At 72.6% G+C, this 26,567-nt stretch carries 29 protein-coding genes; 5 read left to right on the forward strand and 24 right to left on the reverse strand.

Translation table 11 applies throughout. The features are described 5' to 3' along the window. Nucleotides 1-15: 15 nt before the first annotated feature. The 7 genes from FJ658_RS00410 to FJ658_RS00440 form a co-directional block, all read right to left on the reverse strand. The gene (locus FJ658_RS00410) at nucleotides 16-438 is read right to left on the reverse strand and encodes a Fur family transcriptional regulator (protein WP_141143407.1); all 423 of its coding nucleotides are present in this window, start codon (nucleotides 436-438) and stop codon (nucleotides 16-18) included. Between the two features lie 97 nt (nucleotides 439-535). Continuing rightward, nucleotides 536-1,300, reverse strand: coding sequence for a fumarylacetoacetate hydrolase family protein (locus tag FJ658_RS00415; protein WP_141143408.1), 765 nt, complete (start codon nucleotides 1,298-1,300; stop codon nucleotides 536-538). Beyond that, the gene (locus FJ658_RS00420; RefSeq protein WP_255447473.1) at nucleotides 1,297-2,739 is read right to left on the reverse strand and encodes an MFS transporter; all 1,443 of its coding nucleotides are present in this window, start codon (nucleotides 2,737-2,739) and stop codon (nucleotides 1,297-1,299) included. Before FJ658_RS00420 ends, FJ658_RS00415 begins: the two co-directional genes overlap by 4 nt. 140 nt (nucleotides 2,740-2,879) lie before the next feature. Further along, nucleotides 2,880-3,689, reverse strand: coding sequence for an HpcH/HpaI aldolase/citrate lyase family protein (locus FJ658_RS00425; protein WP_141143409.1), 810 nt, complete (start codon nucleotides 3,687-3,689; stop codon nucleotides 2,880-2,882). Continuing rightward, complete coding sequence (locus FJ658_RS00430) at nucleotides 3,686-5,056, reverse strand: alpha-hydroxy acid oxidase (protein ID WP_141143410.1); 1,371 nt, start codon at nucleotides 5,054-5,056, stop codon at nucleotides 3,686-3,688. Before FJ658_RS00430 ends, FJ658_RS00425 begins: the two co-directional genes overlap by 4 nt. Before the next feature lie 11 nt (nucleotides 5,057-5,067). Then, a complete protein-coding gene (locus FJ658_RS00435; RefSeq protein WP_141143411.1) occupies nucleotides 5,068-6,039 on the reverse strand; it encodes a C-terminal binding protein in 972 nt (323 codons plus the stop codon). 166 nt (nucleotides 6,040-6,205) lie between these two features. Further along, entirely contained in the window at nucleotides 6,206-7,615 is a 1,410-nt protein-coding gene (locus FJ658_RS00440) for an MFS transporter (RefSeq protein WP_181408263.1), read from the reverse strand. Between the two features lie 148 nt (nucleotides 7,616-7,763). Here FJ658_RS00440 and FJ658_RS00445 point away from each other — a divergent pair, with 148 nt between their 5' ends. Beyond that, nucleotides 7,764-8,456: a GntR family transcriptional regulator gene (locus tag FJ658_RS00445; protein WP_141143413.1), complete on the forward strand. Its 693-nt coding sequence runs from the start codon at nucleotides 7,764-7,766 to the stop codon at nucleotides 8,454-8,456. Between the two features lie 57 nt (nucleotides 8,457-8,513). On the opposite strand, the gene FJ658_RS00450 is transcribed toward FJ658_RS00445, so the two are convergent. Beyond that, nucleotides 8,514-9,212, reverse strand: a complete 699-nt coding sequence (locus FJ658_RS00450; protein ID WP_141143414.1) for an NADPH-dependent F420 reductase — start codon at nucleotides 9,210-9,212, stop codon at nucleotides 8,514-8,516. A 168-nt stretch (nucleotides 9,213-9,380) separates the two neighbouring features. Then, complete coding sequence (locus FJ658_RS00455) at nucleotides 9,381-9,722, reverse strand: YciI family protein (RefSeq protein WP_141143415.1); 342 nt, start codon at nucleotides 9,720-9,722, stop codon at nucleotides 9,381-9,383. 136 nt (nucleotides 9,723-9,858) lie between these two features. Between FJ658_RS00455 and FJ658_RS00460 the strand changes: the two genes are divergently transcribed. After that, nucleotides 9,859-10,281 (forward strand): hypothetical protein, encoded by a 423-nt coding sequence (locus tag FJ658_RS00460; RefSeq protein ID WP_141143416.1) that lies wholly within the window; start codon nucleotides 9,859-9,861, stop codon nucleotides 10,279-10,281. Between the two features lie 30 nt (nucleotides 10,282-10,311). Here FJ658_RS00460 and FJ658_RS00465 read toward each other — a convergent pair whose 3' ends face one another. Further along, complete coding sequence (locus FJ658_RS00465) at nucleotides 10,312-10,605, reverse strand: hypothetical protein (protein WP_141143417.1); 294 nt, start codon at nucleotides 10,603-10,605, stop codon at nucleotides 10,312-10,314. 49 nt (nucleotides 10,606-10,654) lie between these two features. Continuing rightward, on the reverse strand, nucleotides 10,655-11,818 hold the full coding sequence (locus tag FJ658_RS00470; protein WP_141143418.1) for a hypothetical protein: 1,164 nt from the start codon (nucleotides 11,816-11,818) through the stop codon (nucleotides 10,655-10,657). Nucleotides 11,819-11,985: 167 nt separating this feature from the next. Here FJ658_RS00470 and FJ658_RS00475 point away from each other — a divergent pair, with 167 nt between their 5' ends. Further along, the gene (locus tag FJ658_RS00475) at nucleotides 11,986-12,201 is read left to right on the forward strand and encodes a DUF2945 domain-containing protein (protein WP_141143419.1); all 216 of its coding nucleotides are present in this window, start codon (nucleotides 11,986-11,988) and stop codon (nucleotides 12,199-12,201) included. Nucleotides 12,202-12,268: 67 nt separating this feature from the next. Here the strand turns inward: FJ658_RS00475 and FJ658_RS00480 are convergent, their stop codons facing one another. The 4 genes from FJ658_RS00480 to FJ658_RS00490 all read right to left on the reverse strand — a co-directional run bounded on the left by FJ658_RS00480 (nucleotide 12,269) and on the right by FJ658_RS00490 (nucleotide 16,164). Then, nucleotides 12,269-13,819 carry a GMC family oxidoreductase gene (locus FJ658_RS00480; protein WP_141143420.1) on the reverse strand — a complete coding sequence of 517 codons (1,551 nt, stop codon included), beginning with the start codon at nucleotides 13,817-13,819 and terminating at the stop codon, nucleotides 12,269-12,271. Further along, on the reverse strand, nucleotides 13,816-15,237 hold the full coding sequence (locus FJ658_RS00485; protein WP_181408264.1) for an alpha/beta hydrolase: 1,422 nt from the start codon (nucleotides 15,235-15,237) through the stop codon (nucleotides 13,816-13,818). Before FJ658_RS00485 ends, FJ658_RS00480 begins: the two co-directional genes overlap by 4 nt. Nucleotides 15,238-15,263: 26 nt before the next feature. Then, nucleotides 15,264-15,545 carry a hypothetical protein gene (locus FJ658_RS15915; RefSeq protein ID WP_255447474.1) on the reverse strand — a complete coding sequence of 94 codons (282 nt, stop codon included), beginning with the start codon at nucleotides 15,543-15,545 and terminating at the stop codon, nucleotides 15,264-15,266. 61 nt (nucleotides 15,546-15,606) lie between these two features. Continuing rightward, entirely contained in the window at nucleotides 15,607-16,164 is a 558-nt protein-coding gene (locus FJ658_RS00490) for a DJ-1/PfpI family protein (protein WP_219995675.1), read from the reverse strand. Nucleotides 16,165-16,493: 329 nt separating this feature from the next. Here FJ658_RS00490 and FJ658_RS00495 point away from each other — a divergent pair, with 329 nt between their 5' ends. Further along, on the forward strand, nucleotides 16,494-16,718 hold the full coding sequence (locus tag FJ658_RS00495; RefSeq protein ID WP_141143423.1) for a hypothetical protein: 225 nt from the start codon (nucleotides 16,494-16,496) through the stop codon (nucleotides 16,716-16,718). A 225-nt stretch (nucleotides 16,719-16,943) separates the two neighbouring features. Here FJ658_RS00495 and FJ658_RS00500 read toward each other — a convergent pair whose 3' ends face one another. The 5 genes from FJ658_RS00500 to FJ658_RS00520 all read right to left on the reverse strand — a co-directional run bounded on the left by FJ658_RS00500 (nucleotide 16,944) and on the right by FJ658_RS00520 (nucleotide 21,808). Then, nucleotides 16,944-17,174, reverse strand: a complete 231-nt coding sequence (locus tag FJ658_RS00500) for a hypothetical protein (protein WP_141143424.1) — start codon at nucleotides 17,172-17,174, stop codon at nucleotides 16,944-16,946. A 79-nt stretch (nucleotides 17,175-17,253) separates the two neighbouring features. Next, nucleotides 17,254-18,150: an SDR family oxidoreductase gene (locus tag FJ658_RS00505; protein ID WP_141143425.1), complete on the reverse strand. Its 897-nt coding sequence runs from the start codon at nucleotides 18,148-18,150 to the stop codon at nucleotides 17,254-17,256. A 64-nt stretch (nucleotides 18,151-18,214) separates the two neighbouring features. Beyond that, nucleotides 18,215-20,044 (reverse strand): glycoside hydrolase family 15 protein, encoded by a 1,830-nt coding sequence (locus tag FJ658_RS00510; protein ID WP_370454738.1) that lies wholly within the window; start codon nucleotides 20,042-20,044, stop codon nucleotides 18,215-18,217. Further along, nucleotides 20,041-21,231 (reverse strand): NAD(P)/FAD-dependent oxidoreductase, encoded by a 1,191-nt coding sequence (locus FJ658_RS00515; protein ID WP_141143426.1) that lies wholly within the window; start codon nucleotides 21,229-21,231, stop codon nucleotides 20,041-20,043. Before FJ658_RS00515 ends, FJ658_RS00510 begins: the two co-directional genes overlap by 4 nt. Before the next feature lie 10 nt (nucleotides 21,232-21,241). Further along, nucleotides 21,242-21,808, reverse strand: a complete 567-nt coding sequence (locus FJ658_RS00520) for a Dps family protein (RefSeq protein WP_141143427.1) — start codon at nucleotides 21,806-21,808, stop codon at nucleotides 21,242-21,244. 250 nt (nucleotides 21,809-22,058) lie between these two features. On the opposite strand from FJ658_RS00520, the gene FJ658_RS00525 reads away from it, so the two are divergent. Continuing rightward, nucleotides 22,059-22,979 carry an SDR family oxidoreductase gene (locus tag FJ658_RS00525; protein WP_141143428.1) on the forward strand — a complete coding sequence of 307 codons (921 nt, stop codon included), beginning with the start codon at nucleotides 22,059-22,061 and terminating at the stop codon, nucleotides 22,977-22,979. Nucleotides 22,980-23,047: 68 nt separating this feature from the next. Here the strand turns inward: FJ658_RS00525 and FJ658_RS00530 are convergent, their stop codons facing one another. From FJ658_RS00530 to FJ658_RS00545, 4 genes are all read right to left on the reverse strand, one after another. After that, a complete protein-coding gene (locus FJ658_RS00530; protein ID WP_141143429.1) occupies nucleotides 23,048-23,761 on the reverse strand; it encodes an HAD family hydrolase in 714 nt (237 codons plus the stop codon). Beyond that, the gene (locus FJ658_RS00535) at nucleotides 23,754-24,563 is read right to left on the reverse strand and encodes an SDR family oxidoreductase (RefSeq protein WP_141143430.1); all 810 of its coding nucleotides are present in this window, start codon (nucleotides 24,561-24,563) and stop codon (nucleotides 23,754-23,756) included. The genes FJ658_RS00530 and FJ658_RS00535 overlap by 8 nt, the downstream gene beginning before the upstream one ends. 143 nt (nucleotides 24,564-24,706) lie before the next feature. Beyond that, nucleotides 24,707-25,498 carry a transglutaminase family protein gene (locus FJ658_RS00540; protein WP_141143431.1) on the reverse strand — a complete coding sequence of 264 codons (792 nt, stop codon included), beginning with the start codon at nucleotides 25,496-25,498 and terminating at the stop codon, nucleotides 24,707-24,709. Beyond that, nucleotides 25,498-26,466, reverse strand: a complete 969-nt coding sequence (locus tag FJ658_RS00545; protein ID WP_141143432.1) for a TIGR03557 family F420-dependent LLM class oxidoreductase — start codon at nucleotides 26,464-26,466, stop codon at nucleotides 25,498-25,500. Before FJ658_RS00545 ends, FJ658_RS00540 begins: the two co-directional genes overlap by 1 nt. Nucleotides 26,467-26,567: the final 101 nt, after the last annotated feature.

The following is a 26,567-nucleotide window of genomic DNA, read 5'->3' on the forward strand; positions in this document are numbered from 1 at the left end:
TCCCCGGCCGCGCGATCAGCGGCAGTTCGCGCACAGCCCCCAGAAGACGACCTCGGCGGTGTCGATCGCGAACCCGCCCACGTCGCTCGGCGTCAGGCACGGGGCGTGCCCGACGACGCAGTCGACGTCGGCGACGGCGCCGCACGAGCGACAGACCACGTGGTGGTGGTTGTCGCCGACGCGACGCTCGTAGGGGGCGGGTGAGCGCTCGGGCTCGATGCGCCGCAGCAGTCCGGCCCGCGTGAGGTCGGTCAGCACGTTGTGCATCGACTGCACCGAGAGCGTGGGCTCGTCGGTCACCGCGTGGCGGTGGAGGGTCTCGGCGTCGCTGTGCGGCATCCGCTGCAGCAGACGCAGGGCCGCCAGGCGACCTCGCGTGACCTTGAGTCCGGCGGATCGCAGAGCGGCCGTGTCGGCCTCCACCACGATGTCGTCCATGCGAGCGACGCTAGCAGTTGTTTTGAGGGATTCCGATTAACAGGATGCGAATCCCCGGTGAGCGGGCGTGTCGGCGACGGCCGGAGAGAGGCCCGCCTCAGACCACCCGCACCTCGAGCGACGCGACGCCCTCGATCGTCGCGCGCACCGCATCCCCGCGCTCGAGCGGGCCGACGCCCGCGGGCGTGCCCGTGAAGATCAGGTCGCCGGGGCGCAGGGCGATCTCGCGCGAGAGCTCGGCGACGATCTCGGGCACGCTCCAGATCTGCTGGTCGAGATCGCCGTCCTGGCGGGTCGCGCCGTTGACCTCGAGGTGGATGCGCGCCGCCGCCGGGTGCCCGAGGCGCTCCGCCGGCACGAGCGCGCCGACCGGGCCCGAGGCGTCGAAGCCCTTCGCGAGATCCCACGGTCGCCCGCTCGACTTCGCCACGGCCTGCCGGTCGCGGCGGGTCAGGTCGATGCCGACCGTGTAGCCCCACACCGCATCCAGCGCCGCGGCCGGGTCGAGGTCGACGAGCTCGCGGTCGCCGCCGATCGCGACGACCAGCTCGACCTCGTGGTGCAGCTCCTCGGTGCGCGGCGGGTAGGGCGTGGTGCCGGGCGCGACGCCCGTGGCGCCCGCGGCGCCGCTGCTCGCCGCGTCGCCGCCGCCGGCCGGGATGCCCTCCGACGCCGCATACACTGCATCCGCCGGCTTGCTGAAGAAGAACGGCGGCTCGCGGTCGGGGTCCGATCCCATCTCGCGCGCGTGGTCGGCGTAGTTGCGGCCGACGCAGTAGACGCGGCGGATCGGCCAGCGCTCGGCGCTCCCCTCGATCGGCAGGGTGGATGCGGCGACCGTGGGCAGGGCGAGCGACGTCATGTCTCGAGTGTGCCAGCCGGGCCGCCGAACGGTCCGCGCCCCGGGCCGGCGCCCGGCCCGCGCTCGGGCCCCGGCAGCGCCGTGCGCTCCCCCGCCGGGCCGGCCGCCACGCGCGGGATCACCGCCGCGAGCACGAGGCAGGCGAGCGACGCGACGAGTCCGATCACGAGCGTCGTGATGAACCCCTCGGCGCTCGGGCCGGTGCCCTCGCCGACCGCCGAGCGCGCCAGAACCGCGCCGATCACGGCGGCGGCCGAGCTCGTGCCGAGCGAGCGCATGAGGGCGTTGAGTCCGTTGGCGGCACCGGTCTCGTGCGGCGGCACCGCCTGCATGATGAGCGCCGGCATCGCCGCGTAGCCGAGGCCGATGCCCACGCCGATGATCGCGTTGACGAGCACGAGCTGCCACACCTCGTGATGCAGCACGAGGGCGACCGCATACGACACCGCGATGACCGCGGCCCCCGCGACCAGCAGCGGCTTCGGCCCCGACCGGCGTTCGAGCCGCCCGGCGAGCGGCGACATCGCCATCATCACGAGTCCGGCCGGCGCGAGCGCGAGCGACGAGGTGAGCAGCGACTGCCCCAGTCCGATGCCGGTGGATGCCGGCAGCTCGAGCAGCTGCGGGAAGACGACGTTCGACGCGAACAGCGCGAAGCCCATCGCGAGCGAGGCGAGGTTGGTCAGCAGCACCGCCGGGCGCGCGCTGACCCGCAGGTCGACGAGCGGGTCGCGCACGCGCAGCTCGAGCACGCCCCACGCGACGAGCACGGCCAGACCGCCGAGCCCGATGATCAGGATGCGCGGGTCGGTCCATCCCCATTCGCCCCCGCGCGACACCGCGATGAGCACGGCCAGGAGCCCGATCGCGAGGCCGGCGATGCCCGGCACGTCGAGCCGTGCGGCGACCCGCAGCGTGCTCGGCGGGACGATCATCCCGAACAGCCCGAGGGCGACGAGGGCGAGCGCGGCCGCGACCCAGAACACCGCACGCCAGTCGGCGTTCTCGGCGATGACGGCGCTGAGCGGCAGGCCGAGCGCGGCGCCGACGCCGAGGGTCGCGCTGACGAGCGCGATGCCCGTGCCGAGCCGGCGGGGCGGCAGCACGTCGCGCAGGATCGAGATGCCGAGCGGGATGACGCCCATCGCCATGCCCTGCAGTGCCCGCCCGACGATGAGCGGCACGAGGGAGTCCGAGAGCGCGGCGACGACCGCGCCCACGACCTGGATCATGAGCAGCGCCATCGCGATGCGGCGCTTGCCGTACATGTCGCCGAGGCGTCCGGCGATCGGCGTGGTCACCGCGCCGGCGACGAGCGTCGCCGTGATGACCCAGGCCGCGTCGTCACGGGTGACGCCGATCAGCTCGGGCAGCTGCGACTGGATGGGCAGCACGATCGTCTGCATGAACGAGGCCCCGAGGCCCGCGAAGGCGAGCACGGTGACGATCGCACCCGGGCTCGCCGGGCCACGCGGTCGGCGAGCGGCGCGGCCGGAGCCCGAGGCGCCGCCGGGACCACGGGGACGGGCGGGGCCGTCGCCGGCCCCGCCCTGTCTCCCGTCGCCCGGCACGCCCGAGCTCAGCGGGAGTACGGGCCGGCGGCGGTGGCCCCGGTCGCACCACCGGTGCGGAACGCCGTCGCGCCGGCGGCGGTGACGGCGCCGATGGTGCCGAGGTCACCGCCCTGCAGCACGAAGTCGAAGCCGAGGTCGATCATCTCTCGAGAGTAGCCGGGGTCCGCGGTGAAGATGCCCGCGCGCAGTCCATGGCGACCCGCCGCATCCAGCACCGTGCGGTAGTTCGCCAGCACGGCCTCGTCGCGGCTGTCGAACTGGAAGCCGAGGCCGTGCGTGCCCGCGAGATCGCTCGGACCGATCACGACGCCGGCGAGGTGCGGCACCGAGAAGATGTCGTCGAGGTTCGACATGCCCTCGACCGTCTCGATCATGACGAAGGGCAGGATCGTGTCGTTCGCGGTGCCGTGGAAGTCGTCGGTGGGGCCGTAGGCCCAGGGACGCGTCGGGCCGTTGCTGCGGCCGCCGAGCGGCGGGTAGAAGCAGGCGTCGACGAGCGCCTCGGCCTCGGCGCGCACGTTGACGAGCGGGCAGATGATGCCGAAGGCGCCCGCATCCAGGGCCTTCATCACGATCCACGGATCGGCCGAGGGCACGCGCACGAACGGAGTTCCGCCGAGGTTGCCGACCGTCTGGCACAGCCCGACGAGCGACTGCACGTCGATGTGCCCGTGCTGCATGTCGAACAGCACGCCGTCGACGCCGCTGCGCTGCAGCGTCTCGGCCACGAGCGTGCTCGGGATCATGGCCGTCGACAGCACGGCCGGCTCGCCGGCCTGCCAGCGGGTGGTCATCGGGTGGGATGCGGCGGTCATCGGGTTCCTGCCTTCCGGGCGCGCGGGCGCGCCGACGTGGTGATCGTGCTGGTGGTGCTGGTCGCGCTCGGCTCCGCGAGCGGAGCGGGGGTGGATGCGGACTCGGACGCGGTCGACGCCAGCCGCGTGTACCGCGACACGAGGGTCACGTGCTCGGGCCGCAGCTCGTCGATCGACGTGACCCCGAGCAGCGCCATGGTGGTGCGGATCTCGGCCCGCAGGATCTGCACGGCCCGGTCGACCCCGGCCTCGCCGCCCGCCATGAGCGCGTAGAGGTAGGCGCGGCCGAGCAGCACGAACTTCGCGCCGAGGGCGATCGCGGCCACGACGTCGGCGCCGGTGCGCACGCCGGTGTCGAGCATGACCTCGGTGGATGCGCCGACTCGCGCGGCGACGCTCGGCAGCAGGTGCAGCGGGGGGATCGCGCGGTCGAGCTGGCGCCCGCCGTGGTTCGAGAGCACGATGCCGTCGACACCGGAGTCGGCCGCGCGCACGGCGTCGTCGAGGGTCTGGATGCCCTTCAGCACGATCGGCCCCGACCAGGCCTCGCGCATCCACGCCAGGTCGTCGAAGGTGACCGAGCTGTCGGTGAAGCCCTTGACCGCGGTGAGCTGCGAGCGCGGCACGCCGGGCTCCTCGTAGGTGAAGCGGTAGGGCTCGGTGGTGAGCAGGTTCGTCCACCACTCGACCCGGTACGAGGCGTCGAGGAAGGTCTTCACGGTCAGCTGCGGCGGATACGACATGCCGTAGCGCGCATCCCTCAGCCGGTTGCCGACGACGGCCGAGTCGACCGTGACGACGAGGGTGTCGAAGCCGTTCGCCTGCGCCTCGGCGAGCATGCGCAGCGAGCGCTCGCGGTCGCTCAGCAGGTACATCTGGAACCAGTGCCGCGCGCCCGGCGCCGCCGCGGCGAAGTCGGCGATCGAGGTCGTGCCGACGGTCGACAGGCCGTACGGGATGCCCGCCCGCTCCGCCGCCCGCGCGACGGCGCTCTCGCCGGCCGCGTGCATCATCCGGGTGCCGCCCGTCGGGCCGAAGCCGAAGGGCAGCGCGCTCTGCTTGCCGAGCACGGTCGTGGTCGTGTCGACCTCGTGTACGTCGCGCAGGATCTCGGGGTTGAACTCGAGGTCGTCGAAGGCCTCGCGCGCCCGGCGCATGCTGATCTCGCTCTCGGCGCCGCCGTCGACGTAGTGGAACGGCCCGGCCGGGGTGCGGCGCTTCGCGAGCCGCCGCAGATCCTCGATCGTGTGCGCGTCGGCGACGCGGCGCTCGGCCCGGCTCAGGCCCGACCGCGACTTCAGGCGCAGGAACGGCGTGATGTCGCTCGGCTGCGGGATGCGCCGCGCGAGCGGCGGGTACTTCGCCATGTCGTTCCTCCTCAGGCCGCGGTCTCGCGCTCGATCTGGTTGACCGGGTTGCGCGGGTGCTCGCCGCGCAGGATGCGCGCCGCCTCCTCGAGCACCTTGCGACGGGTCTCGTTCCACGACTCCTCGCTCCAGTGCGCGGCGTGGGGGCTCAGGATGATGTTGTCGAGGTCGCGCAGGGGGCTCTCGGCCTCGAGCGGCTCGTTGCCGAAGGCGTCGATGCCCGCGCCGAACAGGTGCCCGCTGCGCAGCGCGTCGGCGAGCGCCGCCTCGTCGATCAGGCCGCCACGCGAGACGTTGATCAGCACGCTGCCCTTCTTCATGCGGGCGAGCGCGGCGGCGTCGATGATGTTCCGCGTCGACTCCATGAGCGGCACGTGGATCGAGACGATGTCCGCCCGCTCGAGCACCGCATCCTTCGACACCAGCTCGACGCCGAGGTCGGCGGCGTCGGCGGCCGAGACGACCGGGTCGAAGGCGATCACGGTGTAGCCGATCGCCTGCGCCATGGTCGCGACGCGGCGGCCGATGCGGCCGAGGCCGAGGAGTCCGAACACCTGGTCGTCGGGGCGGCGCACGCCGGGGAAGAACGACGACGCCCATCCCTCGGTGCGGATGCCCGCATCCAGCGCCGGCAGCCGCCGGGTCACCGACAGGGCGAGCGCGATCGCGTGCACGGCGACCTCGCGGTAGTTCGCGTCGGGCACGTTCGTGACCCAGATGCCGCGCTCGGTCGCGGCCGGCACGTCGATCGTGTCGTAGCCGATGCCGAAGCGCGTCAGCGAGCGGCAGTGCTCGAGGTTGTCGATCACGGTCTTCGTGAACTGCTCGGCCAGGATGATGACCGCGTCGGCGTCGCGGGTGCCGTCGAGCAGGGCCTGCTCGCTCGTGCCCTCGATGATCTGGAAGTCGACGTCGAGGCCGTCGAAGGCCTTCAGATCCTCGTCGGTGATCGGCACCATCGTGTTGGTCATGACGACCTTCATGGGGTCCTCCTCGTGGTTCGGGGTGTGTCGTATGCGGCTGCGTCGATCGGCAGCCGTCTCGGTTCGTTCCGTGGATGCGCGGCTCACGCGAGCGCGGCATCGCGGTGTCGTCGGGGTGACCGCGGGCCGGGCGACCGGTCGCCCGACCCGCAGAACGAGGTGCCGTTCAGTCCTCGCGCGGGGTGATGCCGGCGAGCGCGGGCGTCTCGGCCTTCTCGGCGGCGCTGACCCACGGCTTGGCGATGAGGACGCCGACGAGTGTCAGCAGCTGCGCGACGACGATCAGTCCGGCCGCGCCCCAGGGTGCGCCGCCGGTGGCGACGACGATCGCGGTCGCGATGAGCGGCGCCGGGCCGGCGACGAGCGCGCCCTGCAGCTCACGAGAGGAGAACAGGCCCGCCGAGCGGAACTCGGCCTTGAAGAACGCGGGCATGAGCACCGTGTGGGCGGCCGATCCCGCAGCCCAGCCGAGGGCGAGCATGACGCCGCTGGCGAGGATGATGAAGGCCAGGTTGCCCGTGTTGAGGATCAGGTAATAGGGAACGGCCCACACGATCGCGCCGATCACGCTGATGTAGATCACGCGCTTCGAGCCGATGCGGTCGCTGACCGCACCGAACACGGCGACGAAGATCAGCATCACGAGCGAGCACGACAGGCTCACGAACAGCGCCTGGTTCTGCGGCAGCCCGACGGTGCCGACGAGGTAGCTGATGCCGAAGGCGGTGACGATGTAGCCGGTCACGTTGAGTCCCGAGGGGATCAGGAAGCCGGCGATCCAGTTGCGGGGGCTGGCCTTGAACGCGCGGGCGAAGGCGATGAAGGGGTTTCGGCGGGCCTCGCGCACGAGCCCGGCCTTGCGCTCCTTCTCGACGGCCTCGAACTCGGGCGACTCGTGCAGCTTGCGCCGCAGCACGACGCCGATGATCGTCAGCACGGCGCTGAACAGGAACGGGATGCGCCATCCCCAGCTGCTGAACTCGTCGGGCCCGAGCATGGTGCTCGACGTCGTGAAGATGATGAGCGCGAGCAAGCCGCCCGCGCCGGCGCCGGCCATCGCGAGCGAGGAGAAGAAGCCCTTGCGCTTGAGCTGCGCGCTCTCGTTCACGAGCGTGATCGCTCCGGCGAGCTCGGCGCCGGCACCGAAGCCCTGGATGAGACGCAGGATCACGAGCAGGATCGGCGCGGTGACGCCGATGGCCGCGTAGGGCGGCAGGCAGCCGATGAGCGTGGTGGCGATGCCGATCATCAGGATCGAGAGCATCAGCACCGGACGGCGACCCCAGCGGTCAGCGAGGGCGCCGAGCACGAGTCCGCCGATCGGCCGGGCGACGAAGCCGACCGCGAAGGTGCCGAAGGAGGCGAGCAGACCGACGGCGCCGGTCGTGCCCGAGAAAAACAGGGGCGCGATGATCAGGCCGGCCACGAAGGCGTAGAGACCGTAGTCGTACCACTCGATCGCCGAGCCGAAGCCGACGGCGAGCGCGGCGCGGATCGACCCGCGGCGGGTGGGCTTGACGACCTCGGAGCCGGAATCGCTGCCGGCGCCGCTGGGGTTCGCGGTGCCGGGGGGCATCGTTTCAGTCACGGGAGCTCCTTTGCTCTCGGAAGATATTCCGCCGGGTGACGGACCGTCGACATCGGCGGCTGGCGAGACAGTAGCAGTGTCGATCGCATTCTGTCGACAGTCTTCAGAATGCGAGTCGTCGGCGTATGCTGACCGCATGGACGACGCGCTCACCGACGACGCCACGGCGCTTTTCGAGTCGATCACCACGACCTCGCTCGTCGACCGGGCCCACAGCCAGATCCGCGCGCTGATCATCGCCGGCCGCCTGGCGCCCGGCGAGCCGCTCAAGGACTCCGTGCTCGCCGAGCAGATGGGCATCAGCCGCTCCCCTGTGCGCGAGGCTCTGCGCCGGCTCGAGCAGTCGGGGCTCGTCGAGAAGTCGGCCAACCGCTCCTACCGCATCTCGCTGCTCGCGGCTGACGACATCCCCGAGCTCGCCGCCCTGCGTCTCGCCGACGAGACCCTCGCCGTGCGCACGATCGTGCATGGGCGCACTCCGCTCGAGCCGCTCGAGCCGTACATCGCGGCGCTCGTCGCGGCGATGGGCGACGCGCAGGCCGCCGCGGCGGCCGATGCCGCCTTCCACCGCGCCGTCGTCGGGCTGGCCGGACTCCCCCGGCTCACGGCCCGTTACGACGACCTCACCGACCAGATCCGCCTCGCCCTGCTCGCGAGCGACATCGAGACCTGGGGCCGCGGCGAGATGCTCGTCGAGAACCACACGATGCTGGTGGATGCGCTGCGCGAGGCCCTCGAGACCGGCGACGCCCGCCGCGTCGTGCGCATGTGGGAGGTGCACGTGCTGGCCGGCATGACGGCCGACGGCATCCTCGAGCCGCTCAGCTGAGTCGGGCCCATTCGAGGGGACTCCGGCCGCCCGACCCAGGAATCTTGTTCCGTCGCGTCAGCGCGCCGCGCGCATCTCCTCGCGCGCCCGCGTGACGATCTGCCCGCGCGCCGAGTCGGGGAAGCGCTCGAGCATCGCCCGCACCTCGGCGGCATCGACGTCGGCACCGAACAGCTCGGTGTGCGGCTCCATCCGCACGCCCTCCGCGAGCGGCCCGGCGACCACGGGATCGAAGCCGAGGTCGTCGACGACGCGGACCACCGCATCCACCTCGGGTTCGGGTCCGGCGATCGCGATCGCCTTGCGACCCGGTGCGCCGTGCGGCCGCGCCTCGTCCTCCAGGTCGTGGTAGCCCATGTGGTTGAAGGCCTTCACGACCGTCGAGTCGGGCAGGAAGGCCTGCACCAGCTCGCTCGTCGAGGTGCGCGGGTCGTCGAAGTCGTCGCGCACCCCGTCGACCTCCCACCAGTAGTTCATGGCGTCGATCACGGTCTTGCCGCCCAGGGCCGCGACCGGGATGCTCGGATGCTTGCCGAGCGGCAGCGCCAGGATCACGACCTCGGCGCGCTCGGCCGCGTCGGCCGCGGTCGTCGCCTCGGCACCCGGCGCCAGCACCTCGACGATGAGCTCGATGCGTGACGTCGCCCCCGAACCGGCGATCAGCACCGGGTAGCCGGCCGCACGCGCGAGCCGCGCGAGCACCGTGCCGACCTTCCCCGCTCCGAGGATGCCGAGCACCGGCTTGCCGTCGTCCATCGATTCCGCCTTGTCGTCCGGGTCGCCTCGGGCGCCGGTCTCGGTGCCCGAGTGCCTCAACCGTCGAGGGGGCGCATCCATGCCCGCGCCGTGTGATCGCGTCGCCCGACCCGCGCGGTCGCGTCGCGCGACCCGCGCGGTCGCGTCGCGCGACTGCGCTGACCGCGCTCAGCTCTCGGGGTCGAACATGAATTCGCGCAGCTCCTGATCGCAGCGACACGCGGCGGCGAAGCGTCGCGCCCACTCGAGGGCGGCGGCGCGATCGGGCAGCTCGAGCACGAGCAGCCCGCCGTCGAGCTCGCGGGTCTGCTCATAGGGCTCGGCACTCTGAGCGCCGTCGCCGGCGACGCGCACCGGCGCGACGGTCGCGTCGAGGCCGCCGCCGAAGACGTAGACGCCCGCCTCCTTCGCCGCACGGATCTCCGCGTGCGAATCGCGGCCCGCGGCCTCGAACTCCTCGGGCGTCAGCCGCATCGCCGCCGCCGGGAAGGTGAACAGGTACTTGGTCATCGCATCCTCGCTCTCTCGGCCGTCAGGGCCGTGTCTCGGCGGTGCGCCCGGCGCCGCATCACGCCCAGGTCACGAACCGGAATCGACTCCGGTTCCGGCCAGCGCCGCGCCACCCGACGGGTGTACTACAGACAGAGTGACCGACAAGCTGACGAAAGACGAGGTCTCCGGCGCCACCGCCGCCCCCGCCGCATCCACCACCCTCTCCGCCGACACCGTCTCCGACGACCTCATGCACCCCGAGGTCAACGTGCAGCGCATCATGTGGACGGGCACGATCTGGTTCGGCGTCATCGTCGGCGCGATCGCGCTCACCCTCGGGCCGCTGCTCTCGTCGGGCTGGCGGCCCGACCAGCTGCCGCCGGTGCTCGAGGCGATCTGGTGGATCGGCGCCGCCGTCATGACGCTCAGCGTCGGACTCGTCGGATGGTCGGGCTGCCCGATCCTCGAAGACAGCGTGCGCGTCGCCGATCACAACAAGTCGCGCACGATGCAGTTCGGCACGGCCCTCTTCATCGGCAGCGGTGCGATCACCCTCGCGGCGGTGCTGCTGGGCTGAGGCCGGCTCGCCGCCGCTTCGACCGGGTCGTCACCACGTCTCCGGTCGCAGGGGTGTGCCGTCTTCGTCGAGGACGAAGCCCCAGGGCCACTGCACCCAGCGACCGATCCCGACCTCCGGGCAGTTCTCGAGCATGGCGTCCCGGGTGACCGCGTAGTCGGCCGGTGCGCGTCGATACATCAGCGCTCCGAGATCGACATCGTGCTCGACGTGTCCGTCTGCCCACCTCGCATCGAAGCGCACGCGCCGCCGCGGCCTGCGCAGCCAGCGCGACGGTTCGATCGACGCCGTCGCGCGGAAGACCTCCGGATCGAAGCGGGTCACGAGCGCATCACCCTGCCGACGGTAGTCGGCGACGCAGCGGCACCTCGCGCTAGAGCAGGTTCGCGGCGGCCACGGCGGCGAGGAACAGGACAGCGACGATCGCGATGACGACCACATCGCTGCCGGGCCGCAGGCGCAGTCGGCGCCCCTCGAAGGGTGTCGGCCGTTCGGCGCCGTCGGGGGCCTCTGCTTCAGGCCCGGCAGCACCGGCCGTGGTCGGCATCCGGTCGTCACGCCACCGCGACCACCGCACGATGCGGTCGTCGAGCGCGTCGACGACATCGGCGATGGCGCGCCAGCGATCGACCGCGGTCGTGACGAGCACGCGCGGCGAGGCCAGGATCATCCACCTGTCGACGATCTCGACGTCGAGCCCACGTGCATGGTCCAGAAGACGGCTCATGACGTCGGGAGTGAAGAGGTAGAGCGCGTCGCGCTCGTACCCGGCCGGGCAGTGCAGGTGGAAATACGTGTCGAAGGCGCCCTCGAGCTCGAGCCGCTGCGTGCCGAGCGGAACCGCCGCAGAGCTGACCACGCGCCGCGGGCCGTCCTGCGCGCGCAGGATGAGGTGCGGCAGCGCGAGGGGAAGGCGGATCGCGATGTAGCCGCCGAACTGCGGCGCGGTGTTGCGGCGATTGCCCCTGATCTCGTAGTCGGCGATCTCGATGCGGTGATCGGGCAGCTGCTTCGCGCGCGTCCACGGATCGTCATCGTCGACGCGGCGGGAGCGCAGCACGCGATTCAGGTTGAGGGCGCCGCGACCGAGCCATGGGCCGTCCGGCTGCGGCCCGACCGGTCCGGCGAAGTAGTCGAGGCCGTTCGCGTCGGCGAAGGTCGCGAGTCGGTGGTGGGCCATCGGACTCGTGCGCCGCATCCAGAGCTTGACGGCCGTGCGCAGCAGCACCGCCGTCGCGACGGTCATGATCAGCGCGAACGACCCGATCCCGAAGAACTGCCCCAGCGACTCGCTCGTGCCCTCGCGCAGGAAGCCGATCGCCGTTGCGGCCATCGTCGGGAAGACCAGGAGCCCACCAGCGCCGGCGACCGTCATCACGACGCGGCGCACGGTGTCGATGAAGTCGCCGCCACGCTGCTCGGCCATCAGCGCCCGCCAGGTGCGCCGTGCCTCGCCGCGCCGCACCCGGGCTGTCAGCGGGGCGACGTCGAGCGGCGACGGGAGAAGCGGCGGATCAGGCGCCCAGGGCAGAGACACCCGCGTCATGCTACCCAGCGCTGGCGGCCCGTCGGCCTCACCCGTCTCGTCAGCGCGGGAGCCTGGCGATCGTGCGAGCCGTCCAGGTTGCGCCTTCGCTGAGTTCCGTCGGCAGCGGTGGACAGACGGGATGACGATGGTGCGAGCAGCCGGAGTGGAGGGCGTCGATGGCAGATCAGATCACTGTGGGCACGCGGGTGTCGTGGGCGACCTCGCAGGGCCGCACGCGCGGCCGGGTCGTGGAGCGCAAGACCGCCGACTTCCAGTTCGACGGGCAGAAGTTCACCGCGTCGCGCGACGAGCCGGCATTCATCGTCGAGTCGGAGAAGACCAACGCGCGGGCGGCCCACAAGGGGTCAGCCCTGCGGGCGCTGACGAGCTGACGGGCGACGCGACGCAGCAGGGCGCGGCCGCAGACGCTTCACCCCGATCCCGCGCCCGAGCCCGCGCTCAGCGCGCCGCGAGCAGCTTGTCGGCCGTGCGCAGCGCGAGCGCCATGATCGTGAGCGCGGGGTTCGCGATCAGCGAGCTCGGGAACACCGAGTTGTCGCAGATCCAGAGGTTCGGCACGTCCCACGAGCGCCCGTCCGGGTCGACGACCGAGTCGCTCGGATCCGAGCCCATGCGCGCCGTGCCGATCGTGTGGGCCGTGCGGGACAGCACGAGGGTCTCGCGCGCTCCCGCGGCTTCGACGATCGCCCGCATCGTGCGCACCGCGTGCGCCTCCATCCGCTTCTCGTTCTCGCCGGCGCTGAAGTCCACGCGCACGCGCGGCAGGCCGTCGGCGGCGATCTCGTCGGTCAGTGTGAGGCGGTTGGCGTCGGCGGGCAGGCATTCGCCGTTCATGCCGACGCCGGCGAGGTGACGGTAGTCGCGCATCCACCCGACTAGCTCGGCGCCGCGTAGCCCGCCGCCGCGCACGAGCGTGGTCGCGAGGGTCTGCGGCATCACGCCGAGGCTCTGGATGAGGTAGCCGCCCGCGAAGTCGGCATCGGCCGGGCGCACGGTGTCTTCGGTGATGATCGACGACGGGTAGCCGCGGTAGGCGCGCATGTCGTCGTCGAAGCGGCCCCAGACCTGGGTCGCGCCGTGGGCGAGGAAGTCGCGGCCGACGCGGCCGCTGCTGTTCGCGAGTCCCGTGTGCAGCAGCAGTCGCGGCGTCTCGACGCCGCCGGCGGCGAGCACGAGCGCGGACGTGCGCTGCCGGTGCGTCGCGCCGTCGCGACGGTAGACGACCGCCTCGACGTGGCCGCGCACATCCGTCTCGATGTCGACGACCATCGAGCCCGGCCGGATCTCGGCACCGCGGGCGACCGCGAGCGGCAGGTAGGTGGTGTCCATCGTGACCTTGGCGCCGGTACGGCAGCCCTGGTGACACGCTCCGCAGCTGACGCAGGCGTGGCGCAGGCCCCAATGCTCCTGCTCCCGATCGCGCGTGGCGACGGCGACGGGTCCGTCGGTCGCGCGGATGCCGAGCTCGGCGCAGCCGCGCAGCATCGCCTCCGACGAGGCGTTGCGAGCGACGGGCGGCATCGCGTACCGGCGGGAGGGATCCCACGGGTAGTGCTCGGGCCCGGCGACGCCGACGAAGGCCTCGACCTGCTGGATGCGCTGCACGAGCTCCGCGTGCGGGATCGGCCAGTCGCGGCCGAGGCCGGTCTCGGTGCGCAGCTGCAGATCGCGGGGGTCGGGTCGCGGCGCGAAGGCGCCCCAGTGCAGCATCGATCCCCCGACGCCGCGCCCGGAGTTGTTCGGGCCGAAGGCGGTCGGGTCGTCGCCGCCGCTGAGCCGGTCGTCCATCCAGTTGATCTGCTGCGCGGCGAGCATCTCGTCGGGCGTGTGATCGCGCGGCTCGGTGTTGTCGCCCGCCTCGAGCGCGACGACGCGCAGGCCGTGCCCCGCGAGCGAGGCGAGCAGGGGCGCTCCGCCGGCGCCGGTGCCGACCACCACGACGTCGACGACCTCGTCGTCGGAGTAGCGGCGCTGGTGGTCGAGCTTCACGAGCGAGCCTCCGCGTCGGTGTCGGCCGCCGGTCCCGCCCCGGCACCCGACTCGGGGCGCGCGGCCGTGCTCGGCGTCAGCGGCTCCCAGCTCTCGAGGCGGCCGGCCCGCAGCTCGACGAATCCCTGCTGCCGCTCGCCGTCGCCGCCGTTGGCGATGCCGTCGAAGCCGACCTCGGCCATGGTCGCCGGATGCGCGAGCCACTGCCGCGCCAGGTCGACGGCGACGTCCTCGAGCCAGGAGGCGAGCTCGCCCGAGCCGAGCCGGTCGAGCGCCTCGCCGCGCGCATCGGCGTCGGGGATGCGCGCCCACTCGGCGAGCGCGTCGAGCGCGCGCCGGTACGCCTCGGCGTCGGGCGGCGCGTCGGCCGGACGCCAGCCGTCGCCGACGCCGGTCGCGAGCTGCGCATCCACCCGGGCGGCCAGGTCGATCGCCGGACCGGTCTGCGGCACGAGGTGGTCGGCGAGCAGCCGCAGTCGATCGAGCTGGTCCCGGTCGAGCACGACCGGAGCGTAGTCGGGGTCGTCGGCGAGCGCGCGCTCGGCGAGCACCGCGCGCGTGCGGGCGCTCGTGCGGTCGGAGGCGAGTACGCGCGCGAAGTCGCGCGGCACCGCACGCCCGAGACCGGCGCGCTCGCGCCAGAAGCGCCGCACCGCGCCGGCGAGGGCCTCGGGACGCTCGGCGGGGATGAGGTGCGCGACGCGGTCGATCTCGGCCAGCTCCGGGTTCGCGAACGCGGGCGCGGTGAGGCGGCGCTGTGCATCGAGGTCGAGGTCGCCGTCCTCGGCTCCGGCGAGGATCAGCGCCGGAACCGGGAGCCCGGAGATCCGCTCCGACCAGTCCTCCTGACTGCCGCGCTCGAGCCACGCCCGCCATGCCTCGGGGTTCGTGCGGCGCACGTCGGCGACGGTCGCCTCGAGACGGCCGGGGTCGAGCGAGTCGGTGTCGGCGAGATCGCCGAGGATGAAGGTGCGCGCGTGCAGATCGCCGATGCCGCCCTGCTCGGCCCAGCCGATCATCGTCGTGCGGCGCGCCTCATCCATCGGCTCGGGGCTCAGCGGCGACGCGGCGACGAGCACGACGCCGGCGAGCCCGAACAGCGGCGCCGAGCCGTCGAGCACGCGAGAGGCGACCACGGTCGCGACCTTGCCGCCCATGCTGTGCCCGAGCAGCATCCATCGCGCCGGGGCGATCTCGGCGATGCGCGCGACGACCGACCGGGCCATCGCGTCGACGTCGGTTCCGGATGCGGTGCCGGTGCGGTCGGCGAGGTCGCCAAACCCGGGCAGGTCGAGAGCGACGACATCGACCTCGTCGGCGAGCAGCTCGCGCACGCGGTCGAACTCCCGCGCGCTCGAGCCGAGCGAGTGGAGGGCGAAGAGCACGGGGCGCCCGTCGCCGCCGTCCGTGTCCTGCACGGCGGCGTCGGCGGGCGCGGTGGCGCTCAGCGACGCTCCTCGCTGCGCAGGGCCAGGCCGAGGGCGAAGAACGTCGGCGCCCAGTGGCCGACGAACAGGCCCCAGCGGTCGGACTGCGCCCGGTCGTCGCCCGGCTTCGCCCGGGAGCCGAGCCAGGCCAGGAAGGTCAGGGCGATCGAGCCGAAGCCGGCGACGAACGCCCACTCGCTGCGGAAGCCGCCGCGGTGCAGGGCGCCGATCGGGTCGAGCGGCCCGGCCTCGGCGGCCTTCTTGAGACGCTTCTTCGCTTCGCGCTGTACAGAGCTCATGGGGTGTCCTTTCGAGGATGTCGGATCGGGGGAGGGAAGGGCAGGGGTCGGGATGCGCGCCTCAGGCCGCCGAGAAGGCGCCCACGAGCTCGCGGGTGAAGTCGTCGAGGTCGTCGGGGTCGCGCGAGGTCACGAGCGTCCAGCCGCCCTCGTCGTCGACGCGCACCGACTCGTCGACCCAGCTCGCTCCGGCGTTGAGCAGGTCGGTGCGCAACGAGGGGTAGCTCGTGAGCGTCTTGCCGCCGACCTTGCCGGCCTCCACGAGAGCCCACGGGCCGTGGCAGATCGCCGCGACCGGCTTCTTCGCCTCGACGATGCGGGCGACGAACTCGATCGCGGCGGTCTCGAGCCGCAGCGAGTCGGCATTGATGGTGCCGCCGGGCAGGATGAGCGCGTCGAACGAGTCGGGGTCGGCGTCGCCGATGACCTGGTCGACCGCGAACGTCTGCCCGGGATTCTTGTCGCCGACCAGGGTAGTCACCTCGCCGTCCTCGATCGCGACGATCACGGCGGTGCCGCCGGCCTCGATCACCGCATCGCGGGGTCGCGCCAGCTCGTCCTGCTCGATGCCGTAGTTCGTGACGACGATCGCGACCGTCGTGCCGTCGAGTTCTGCCATGGCGTTCCTTCCGGTGAGGTCGTGGATGCGCATCCCGCGATGTGTCGGACCGACGGAGCGAGGGGATCGTCGCGCCGCGAACCGTTGAAGGGTGCGGGGTCGGATGCGACGCTACGAGCGCCGCGCGCGCGCGGCGGCGGTTCCCAGCGTGCGCGGATCGAGCGATCACCTCACGTCCGGGCGCGGGACATGGATGACGGGGTGACGCAGCTCCCGCCGCAGCTCACCCGACTGCGCGCCGACCGACGGCTGAGCGCCACCCGTGACGATCGGTCGCGGCCGGCATGACGGGCGTCTCATGGAGGAGACCACGAGCGGAAGGAGTGGACATGACCGACCCGCAGAGCACCGACCCGGGCATCGATCCCGAGAGCGAGGGTCCCGCCGAGGAGCTGGAGGACAGCGAGGTGGTGCCGCACGGCACGCCGAGCTCGGTTCCGAATGACGACGGCGACCACACGAGCGGCACCGACCCGGACATCCTGCCCGACGGCTCCGCTCCCGACACCGAGGGCGACGACGACCCGACCTCGGGCGGCGCGCCGCAGCCCTGAGCCCCGGTCGCGTGCGATCCGCACGACCCGAGAGCCCGCCCGATCACGTCCCCGATCGGGCGGGCTCTCGTCTGCCGTCGGCGCGGGGAGCTGGGGACTCGCGGCACGAGGCCCACGATCGAGGGCGCATGTGGGTGATTGCTCCGCGGGCGATAACGAGACGCTTCGGATGCAGCCGAGCGCGAACAGCAGTAGCGCCGTCTCAGGCTCCGCCGATGTCAGTCATTACAACGCCGTCACTATGGCAATGACCACTGCGCCCGTCCCCATCGCGAGGAACATGGCTCCGACGAACGCCATCGTGGCTGACGAATTGCGCAGTTTCAGCCCGAAGGCTCTCCGGTTTGCTTCCGCGATGAACCGGGCTGCCCATGCCCGGCCGATGATGATGGCGAGTCCGATGGCGACCATCACGAGGCCGCCGATCAGGAACGGCAGCCAGCGCGCGGCGTTCATGTCAGGTGCTCCATGCGTAAGAGGTTCCCACTCCGTGAATCCATCCACCTCAGCGGGGAGCGGGATGGTCTGCGCTGAATCAGGGCGTGATCATCCCGCCGTTCACGTTGAGGGTCGCGCCGACCGTGAAGCTCGACTCGCCCGAGGCGAGGTAGACGTAGGCGGGCGCGAGCTCGGCAGGCTGGCCCGCACGCCCGATCGGGGCCTCGCTCGCGCCGAAGTCGGGCAGCGTCTCGGGGTCCACGCCCTGCGTGACCTGCAGCACCGTCCAGGTCGGTCCGGGTGCCACGACGTTGACCCGGATGCCGCGGCCGATCAGCTGCTGGGCGAGCCCCTTCGACAGGTTGTTGATCGCGCCCTTCGTGGCGGCGTAGTCGAGCCTGTCCGGAGCCGGCGAGTAGGCCTCGGCCGACGCGGTGTTGATGATCGTCGAGCCGGGAGCGAGATGCGGCACAGCCGCCTTGACGATCGCGAAAGCCGCGAACACGTTCGTGCGGAACGTCGCCTCGAACTGCTCTTCGCTGAGGTCGTCGATGTCGGGAACCCAGAGCTGGCGTCCGGCGACGTTGACCACCGCATCCAGGCCGCCGAGCTCGGCGACCGCCCGCTCGACCAGCTCGGCCGGGAAGCCGGGGCGACTCAGATCCCCCGGGATGCCCACGCCGACGCGTCCGGCCGCCCGCACCTGCTCGAGCACGTGGTCGGCGTCGCTCTGCTCCTCGGGCAGGTAGCTGATCGCGACATCGGCGCCCTCGCGGGCGTAGGCGATCGCGACCGCGCCGCCGATGCCGGAGTCGCCGCCCGTGATGAGCGCGCGGCGCCCCGCGAGGCGACCCGTGCCGCGATACGTGCTCTCGCCGAGATCGGGCACGGGGTCGGCCTGCGACTGCAGGCCCGGCTCGGGCTGCTGCTGCACCGGCGGCCGGATGCGCGGGTACGCGCTGCGCGGGTCGGTGAAGCGGTACTGGTCCGTCATAGCTCCTCCTCGGAGTTCGTGGTGCGAGTGGGCGGTCGCGGTCGCGCCGCCGACATGATGTGACTCAGCCCAGGTCGCGGATCTTGATGGCGGCGTCGATGAGCGCCAGATGGCTCAGCGCCTGCGGGAAGTTGCCGCGGAATGCTCCGTCGACCGTCACCATCTCGGCGAGCAGCCCGACGTCGTTCACGTCCGATACGAGCGAGTCCATGCGCTCCCGCGCCTCGGGCACGCGCCCGACGCAGGCGAGCGCCGCCGTCGCCCAGAACCCGCAGGCGACGAAGGGATGCTCCTCCTCGCGCATGCCGGAGTAGCGCCAGAGCCGACCGCGACCGGCGCCGAGCTCGGCATCCAGCGCGTCGATCGTGCGCGACATGCGCTCCCCGCGGTCGAAGCCGCTCGGCGCATGCAGCAGCACCGACACGTCGAGCTCGGTCGACCCCGGCCACATCGTGTAGGCGCCGCGCCGCTCATCCCAGCAGTTCTCGCCGATCCAGTCGCGGATGCGCTCGCGCTCGGGCACCCAGCGGGCACGACGGTCGACGATCTGCCCGCGCTCGGCGAGATCGATCGCGGCGTCGAGGGCCTGCCAGCAGCCCATCTTCGATGAGGTGTGGTGCTGCGTCTCCGGCAGCTCCCACATGCCGCTGTCGCGACTGCGCCAGCTGTCGCAGACGCGATCGGCGAGGTCGGCGAGCAGCTCGCCGGTGCCGACGTCGAGCACGTTGCCGTCGGCTTCGGCCACGTAGGCGCGCACGATGCCGAACAGGTCGCCGTAGACGCCGAGCTGCAGCTGGTCCTTCGCCGGGTTGCCGGTCACGACGGGCCCGAGGCCGTTCCATCCGGCGGTGTCGGGATGCTCGGTCACCTCGCCGTCGACCGAGCCGTCGAGGCGGTAGAAGATCTGCAGGTCGGGCGCGGAGGCCTTGATCGCGCGCAGCAGCCAGGAGAGCGCGGCGTGGGTCTCTTCGCGCAGGCCGAACTGCACCAGCGCGCCGACCGTGTAGGCGAGGTCGCGCACCCAGGCGAAGCGGTAGTCCCAGTTCTTGCCGCCGGAGTCGGTCTCGGGCAGCGAGGTCGTCGCCGCCGCCGCGATCGAGCCGTAGGGGGCGTGGATGAGCAGCTTCAACGCGAGCGCGCTGCGCTGCACGGTCTCGCGCCACGGGCCGTCGTAGGCGAACTCCTTCGACCACGTGCGCCAGCCGTCGATCGTGCGGTCGATCGCCTCGCCCGCGCGCAGCGGATCGGGCAGGTGGAGCGGCTCGCGCTCGGTCGCCGAGAGACCCAGCACGTGCACGGATCCGGGCGAAGTGCGGAATCGCGCGCCCAGCGCATCCGACGACGAGTGGTCGACCGGGTCGGGCGTGCCGACGTTGCCGGTGACCACGCCCAGCGTGAGATCGCCGGCCCGGATGACGCCCTGCTCGGCATCGGCGATCCACGGCGAGCGGGTGCCGAACGCTGTGCCCGGGGCCACGCGCCACGCCATCACGACGCGCCCGTCGACGCCCTCGACGCGGCGCACCAGCTCGGCCCACGGCAGACGACCGGCGACCCCGGTCACGAGCGCGTCGCGCACGACGGCGACACCGTGCTCGGTCTCGTACCGGGTCTCGAGCACGTTCGTTCCCGCGACATAGCAACGCGTCATGCGGTGGGCTGCGACGGGGGCGAGCTCGATGCAGCCGCCGTCGGTCTCGTCGAGCAGGCGCGCGAACATCGGCGAGGCGTCGAGACCGGGCAGCGGGAGCCAGTCGATCGTGCCGCTCCGATCGACGAGCGCGACCGTACGTCCGTCGCCGAGCGCCGCGTGATCCTCGATCGGAGTGGAGCGCCCGTCGCCGGGTCTCGCGGGGGCGGACCCGGGATGCGCGGGGTCCCGGCTCGCGCTCACGGGCGGATCGCGCCGATCAGCTCATCGCGCGTCGCCGGCGGATCGGCCAGCACCGCCCGCGCCGCATCCGTGCGGTCGGCGACCGCCCACAGCAGCACCCCGACGGGCGTCGCGCCGTCGAGGTAGTAGACGACGGCGCTCGCGCCGGGCTCGATCCAGTCCTCGAGGGTCTCGAGGCCCGCATCCAGCTCGCCGACCGCCTCCCACCGCACGCCGAAGACCTGCGAGTAGAGGAACGGCGTGTGCTGGTAGGCCTCCTGCGCGCCCGCCATGGCGCGACCGGCCGTGCGTCCCGAGGCCGTCGCGTGATCGACGTGCTCGACGCGCGTCGGCCCGAGGATCGCGTCGGGGTAGAGCGCGATGTCGCCCGCGGCCCAGACGCGCTCATCGGCCGTGCGCAGGTGCGCATCGACGACGACGCCGTCCTCGACGTCGAGCCCGGCCTCCTCGGCCAGATCGGTCGCGGGCGAGACGCCGAGTCCGGCGACCACGAGGTCGGCGCCGACCGCCGTGCCGTCATCGAGCTGCAGCACGATCCCGTCGCCCTCGACCATGGCACGTTCGGCTCGTCGCCCGGCGATCAGGTTCACGCCCGCATCGACGAACAGCTTCTCGTAGACCTCGGCGACCGAGGCCGGGAACGTCGCCCCGCCGAGCACGTCGTCGGGATGCACGAGCGTGACCCGCGCGCCGTTCTGCACGAGCGCCGCGGCGAGCTCGGCCCCGATGTAGCCGCCGCCCACCACGGCGACGTGCGTGCCCTTGCCCGCCTCGCGGCGCAGCCGCAGGTAGTCGTCCTCCGAGCGGAAGTGGATGATGCGGTCGTCATCCGGCGCGTCGAGCCGGTGCGGCACGCTGCCGGTCGCGAGCAGGAGCTTGCCGTAGCCGACGACGTCGCCATCACTCGTCGACACCTGCCGCTCGTCGCGGTCGAGCGCCGACACGAGCGTCTCCAGCGTCAGATCCGCGCCGGTCTCCTCGGCCGTGTTCAACGGCACCTGATCCCACTCGAAGTCGGGATCGGTCCACAGTTTCTTCGACAGCGCCGGGCGCGTGTACGGCGGGTCGACGTCGGCGCTGAGGATGCCGATCGAGCCCGAGTGGTCGAGCTCGCGGATGCCGCGGGCGGCGGCATCCGCCACCATCCCGCCGCCCACGATCAGGTAGTCGTAGTGCTTGTGCGTCATCGCGCCCCGCTCAGGCCGAGGGGGTGCGGTTCTCGGCGCTGACCATCCAGGCCAGCTGCTCGAGGCGCTCGATGATGCCGTGCAGGATGTCCGCGCTCGTCGGGTCCTCGTCGTCGACCGCGTCGTGCACCTCGCGCATCGTGGCGACCGTGGCCTCGAGGCGCTGGGTGATCAGGTCGACGGTCTCGGCGGTGTCGATCTCGCCGTGCGGGTAGTTCGGCAGCGAGGTCGTCGCGGCGATCGTGTCGCTGCGACCGTCGGGCACCGCGTGCAGGGCGCGCAGGCGCTCGGCGACGGTGTCGCTGAACTCGCGCGCGTCCTCGACGATCTCGTCGAGCTGCAGATGCAGGTCGCGGAAGTTCTTGCCCACGACATTCCAGTGCGCCTGCTTGCCCTGCAGGTGCAGCTCGATCAGGTCGACGTGCACGCGCTGCAGCGACGCGATCAGCTGCTCCGAGGCGGTGAAGCCGTGCTCGGCGTTCTCGCGGCGGCTGCTGCGGGCGCCGGCGTCGCCGGGGGCGCTCGCGCTGTGGGCGTTGTCCTGGGTGGTCTGGGTGCGGTCGAGGGTGTCGGTCATGACACGCTCCTTCCGATCTCGGGGTGCCCGCGTCGGATCGTCCGGTCGTGGCGGGACCGGGCCGGTGCGGGCCGTCGACAGCCACGTTAAGAACGCGACGGGGATGCCCAGCCGAGTGACCAGCCGACACCCAGACGGCGCTCACCCGGTGTTGTGATTCGCGCGACGCTCCGCACGGCAGGTGGATGCGCGACGTGCATCCCCTGAGAACGCGGGCGTCGCGCATCCCGACGCCGCCTAGCGTCGCCGCATGACCGACACCTCCTCCGACACCGCCACTCGCGACCAGTTCACGTTCTCCGATCCGACGAAGCTCTATGCCCGCATCGACACCGAGGAGCAGTATCAGAGCGGACCCGGTCTGGACCGCGACATGCAGGAGCGCGCCGACCTCGGCGAGCAGACCTATCGCGGCAGCGGCCGCCTCGTCGGCCGCAAGGCGCTCATCACGGGCGGCGACTCGGGCATCGGCGGCGCGACCGCGATCGCCTTCGCGCGCGAGGGTGCCGATGTCGCGATCTCGTACCTGCCCGAGGAGGAGCCGGATGCGCAGCGCATCGCCGCGCTCATCCACGACGCCGGCCGCACCGCCGTCTGCCTGCCGGGCGACATCACCGACCCCGCGTTCTGCCGTGACCTCGTGCAGCAGGCCGCGACCCAGCTCGACGGCCTCGACATCCTCGTCAACAACGCCGGCAAGCAGCAGAACCGGCCGTCGCTCGAGGAGATCAGCGACGAGCAGCTCGACGAGACCCTGCGAACGAACATCTCCGCCATGTTCTGGATCACGAAGGCGGCGCTGAAGCACCTGCCCGCCGGAGCGACCATCGTGAACACGACGTCGATCCAGGCCTACTCCCCCTCGCCGACGCTGCTCGACTACGCGGCGACGAAGGGCGCCATCAACAACTTCACGAAGGGCCTGGCCGCCTCGCTCGCCCCGAAGGGCATCCGGGTCAACGCGGTCGCGCCCGGTCCGATCTGGACGCCGCTGCAGACCGCCGGCGGCCAGCCGCCCGAGGAGCTGCCGTCGGTCGGCGAGGGCACCGGCCTCGGCCGCTGGGGGCAGCCCGCCGAGCTCGCGCCGGCCTTCGTCTTCCTCGCGTCGCCCGAGTCGAGCTACGTCGTGGGCGAGACGCTCAACGTCAACGGCGGCATGACGTCGCCGTGAGCCGCCGTCCGCATCGGCCCGCTCGCTGAGTCCCGCGAGGTCCCGCGAGCGGGCTGGTGCGGCGCCCGTCAGTCGAGCAGTTCGGCGCGCAGGTCGGCGACGCCGTCGACCACGCGGCGCGCGCCGGCCTCCGCGAGCTCGTCGCGGCCGATGCCGCCCGAGCGCACCGCGAGCGCGGGAACGCCCGCGCGTCCGGCGGCCACGACATCCCAGACCGCGTCGCCGATCATGACCGACTCGGCCGCGGTCGCCCCGCCGCGCTCCAGCGCGACGGCGATGATTCCAGGATGCGGCTTGGCCGTGTCGACGTCGTCGGCGTTCGTCGTCGCGACGTCGCCCTCGTCGAGGCCGAGCACGTCCATGAGGATGCGCAGCTCGTCTTCGGGCGCCGAGGTCGCCAGCACGACGGTCGTGCCCGCCGCGCGCAGCTCGTCGATCAGCTCGCGGGCTCCGGGCAGCGGCCGCAGGCGGTCCGTGCTGTCGAGGTAGGCCGACTTGTGGCCGCCCGATGCGCGGTCGCGCACCTCCTGACCGGCGCCCTCGGGCAGCAGGTCGTCGAGCAGGGCCTCGGAGTCCATGCCGATCGAGCGGTGCACGCGCCACGCGGGCGCGGGATGTCCGGCCTGCTCGAGGCCGCGCATCCACGCGTCGACGTGCAGGTAATTCGAATCGACGAGGGTGCCGTCGATGTCGAACAGCACGGCCTTCGGGCGGCGGCCGAGGGCGGTGCGCCGCGGTGCGGCGAGGCCGGTGCGGCGCGCTGCAGCCGCGCCCTCAGCCACGGCGCCACTCCCCCGAGGTCAGGTGCGAGCCGGCCTGCGGGCCCATGTTGTTCATGCCGCCGTCGACCGTCCACGAGGCCCCGGTGACGTAGCTCGCGGCGGGCGAGGCGAGGAAGGCGATGACGGCGGCGATCTCGTCGACGTGGCCGGGGCGGCCGAGCGGGATGCCGGGCCGGTCGACCTCGTAGGGGTCCTGGCCGCCCGACTCGGCCATGTCGGTCGCGATCTCGCCGGGAGCCACGCAGTTGGCGGTGATGCCGTGCTCGCCGAGCTCGAGCGCGAGCGTCTTCATCAGCCCGCCGAGGCCGTGCTTGGCGGCGTCGTAGGCCGAGGAGCCGACCCGCGGCTGGGTCTCGTGCACGCTCGTCACGGCGATGAGACGGCCCGGCACATGGCGGTCGACCATGTCGAGGGCCGCGCGCTGCAGCACCGTGAAGGCGCCGTCGAGGTCGGTCGACACGGTCAGTCGCCACTCGTCCCAGTCCATCTCGAGGAAGGGCGTGCCGCCGCCGGCACCCGCGTTGTTGACGAACACGTCGACGCCGCCGAGACCGTCGATCAGCCGGTCGATCGTGGCGACCGCACTGTCGCGGTCGGTCACGTCGAGTCGCTCGACGAGGGCGGTCGAGCCGGCCTCCTCGATCTGGCGCGCGGTCTCGCGGGCGCCGTCCTCGTCGCTGTGCCAGGTCACGCCGACCTTCATCCCCGCGCGGGCGAGGGCGACGGCGGTCGCGCGGCCGATGCCGGAATCGGAGGCGGTGACGATCGCGGTCGTCGGCTGGAAGCTGCGGGAGTCGGTCATGCGCGGCACGCTACGGGCGGGCGGTGGATGCGCGGCCGCGCGTCCAGCGGACACGGAGCGGACGCGGAGCCGGCGCGACGCCGACGCCGATGCGCTCGCCGTCGCCGCGGTCGCGCGGGCGGGTGAGCGGGACGCTCCGGCGCTCAGCTCAGCTCGACGCCCTCGCGCACGTCGTCGTCGGGCAGCGTGTCGGCGACCGCGGTGACCTCCATCCTCTCGAGCGTGACGGCGGCGCCGCGGCTCGTCAGGAAGGCGGTGTCGGCCGCGTCGCGCCCGGTCGCGATGCGCACGAGGCTGCTGCGCGGGGCGAGCGTCGTGGCGTCGACGACCAGCCAGCGCTCGTCGATGAGCGCCTCGGCGACGGCGTGGAAGTCCATGGGGTCGAGCCCCGGCGCGTAGACCGAGACGAGTCGGGCCGGCACGCCGCGCGCCCGCAGCAGCGCGACGACGAGGTGCGCGTAGTCGCGGCAGACGCCGGTGCGCTGCAGCAGCGTCTGCACCGCGCCGTCGGTCGGGCCGCTCGAGCCGGGCACGTACTCGAGCCGGGTGCCGACCCAGGAGCTGACGGCATCCAGCAGGTCGACGCCTGCCAGCCCGTCGAACTCGGCCTGCGCGGTTGCGGCCAGTCGGTCGGATTCGCAGTAACGGCTGGGCCGCGTGAAGGTCCAGGCGTCGAGGGCCCCGACGCTCGCGGTCGGCGCGACGTCGACGGTCGCCGCGTAGCTCACCCGCGTGACGCCCGCGCCGAGATCGAGTTCGTGCAGTCGGGCGCCGTGAGGTCCGACGAGCTCGTCGACGGGCTGTTCGACGCCGTCGCGCGTCACCGCCAGCGACTCGGCGATCAGCGGATGCGCGGAGCTCACCGCGATCGACAGCAGCGCCGTCGCGTCACCCTCGGTGCGCAGCTCGAGCTCGGCGCCGACCTCCCGCCGCATCAGGCGAGCGCTCGCAGCTTCTCGAGCAGCGGCTCGGCCGCCTCCGCCAGGAAGCGCTCCTGGCCCTCGTCGCCCACCTGCACGAATGCGATGTCGGTGAATCCCGCATCCAGGAACGGCCGCGCGCTCTCGGCGAGCTCGTCGAGGTCGGGGCCGCAGGCGATCGCCTCGGCCACATCGTCGGGCCGCACGAACTTCGACGCGGCGGCGAAACCGGCCGGGGTCGGCAGGTCGGCGTTCACGCCCCACCCTCCGCCGAACCAGCGGAACTGCGCGTGCGCCTGCTCGATCGCGGCGTCCTTGTCGGGGCCCCAGCAGATCGGCAGCTGGCCGATCACGCGCGACGGGCCGTCGTGGGCGCCGGTCCACCGCTGCACGACATCCGCATCCGGCTGCACCTGGATGAGGTGGTCGGCGAGCGGCGCGAAGGCATCGACCGACTTCTCGCCCGACACCGCGACCGCGATCGGCACGCCCTCGTCGGGCAGGTCCCAGATGCGGGCCGAGTCGACGCGGAAGTACTGCCCGTCGTAGGTCACGAGATCGCCGGTGTGCAGCGCGTGGATGATCTCCAGCGCCTCTTCGAGCATGTCGTGCCGCGCATCCACCGCCGGCCAGCCCTCGCCGACGACGTGCTCGTTGAGGTTCTCGCCCGAGCCGACGCCGAGCGTGAACCTACCTTCGGCCAGCAGCTGCAGCGTCGCGGCCTTCTGCGCCACGACCGCCGGGTGGTAGCGCACGGTCGGGCAGGTCACGTAGGTCATCAGCTCGACCCGCTCGGTCGCCTGCGCCACCGCGCCGAGCACTGTCCAGGCGTAGGGCGCGTGCCCCTGCTCGGTCAGCCACGGCGAGTAGTGGTCGCTCGACACCTCGAAATCGAAGCCGGCCCGCTCGGCCGCCTGCGCATAGCCGACGAGCTCGCGCGGCCCGCTCTGCTCGGTCATCAGCGTGTAACCCCAGTTCGTCATGCGGCGAACGTAGGCGGCTCGGCGCGCGGGGCCCGCTCCCGCTCGGCGCGCTCTCAGCGGGTGGTCGGGCGGCGTGGATGCGCGGCGCCCGTCGGCCGCCC

The organism is Schumannella sp. 10F1B-5-1 (assembly GCF_006517535.1).
In the GTDB taxonomy this organism is placed as follows: domain Bacteria; phylum Actinomycetota; class Actinomycetes; order Actinomycetales; family Microbacteriaceae; genus Schumannella.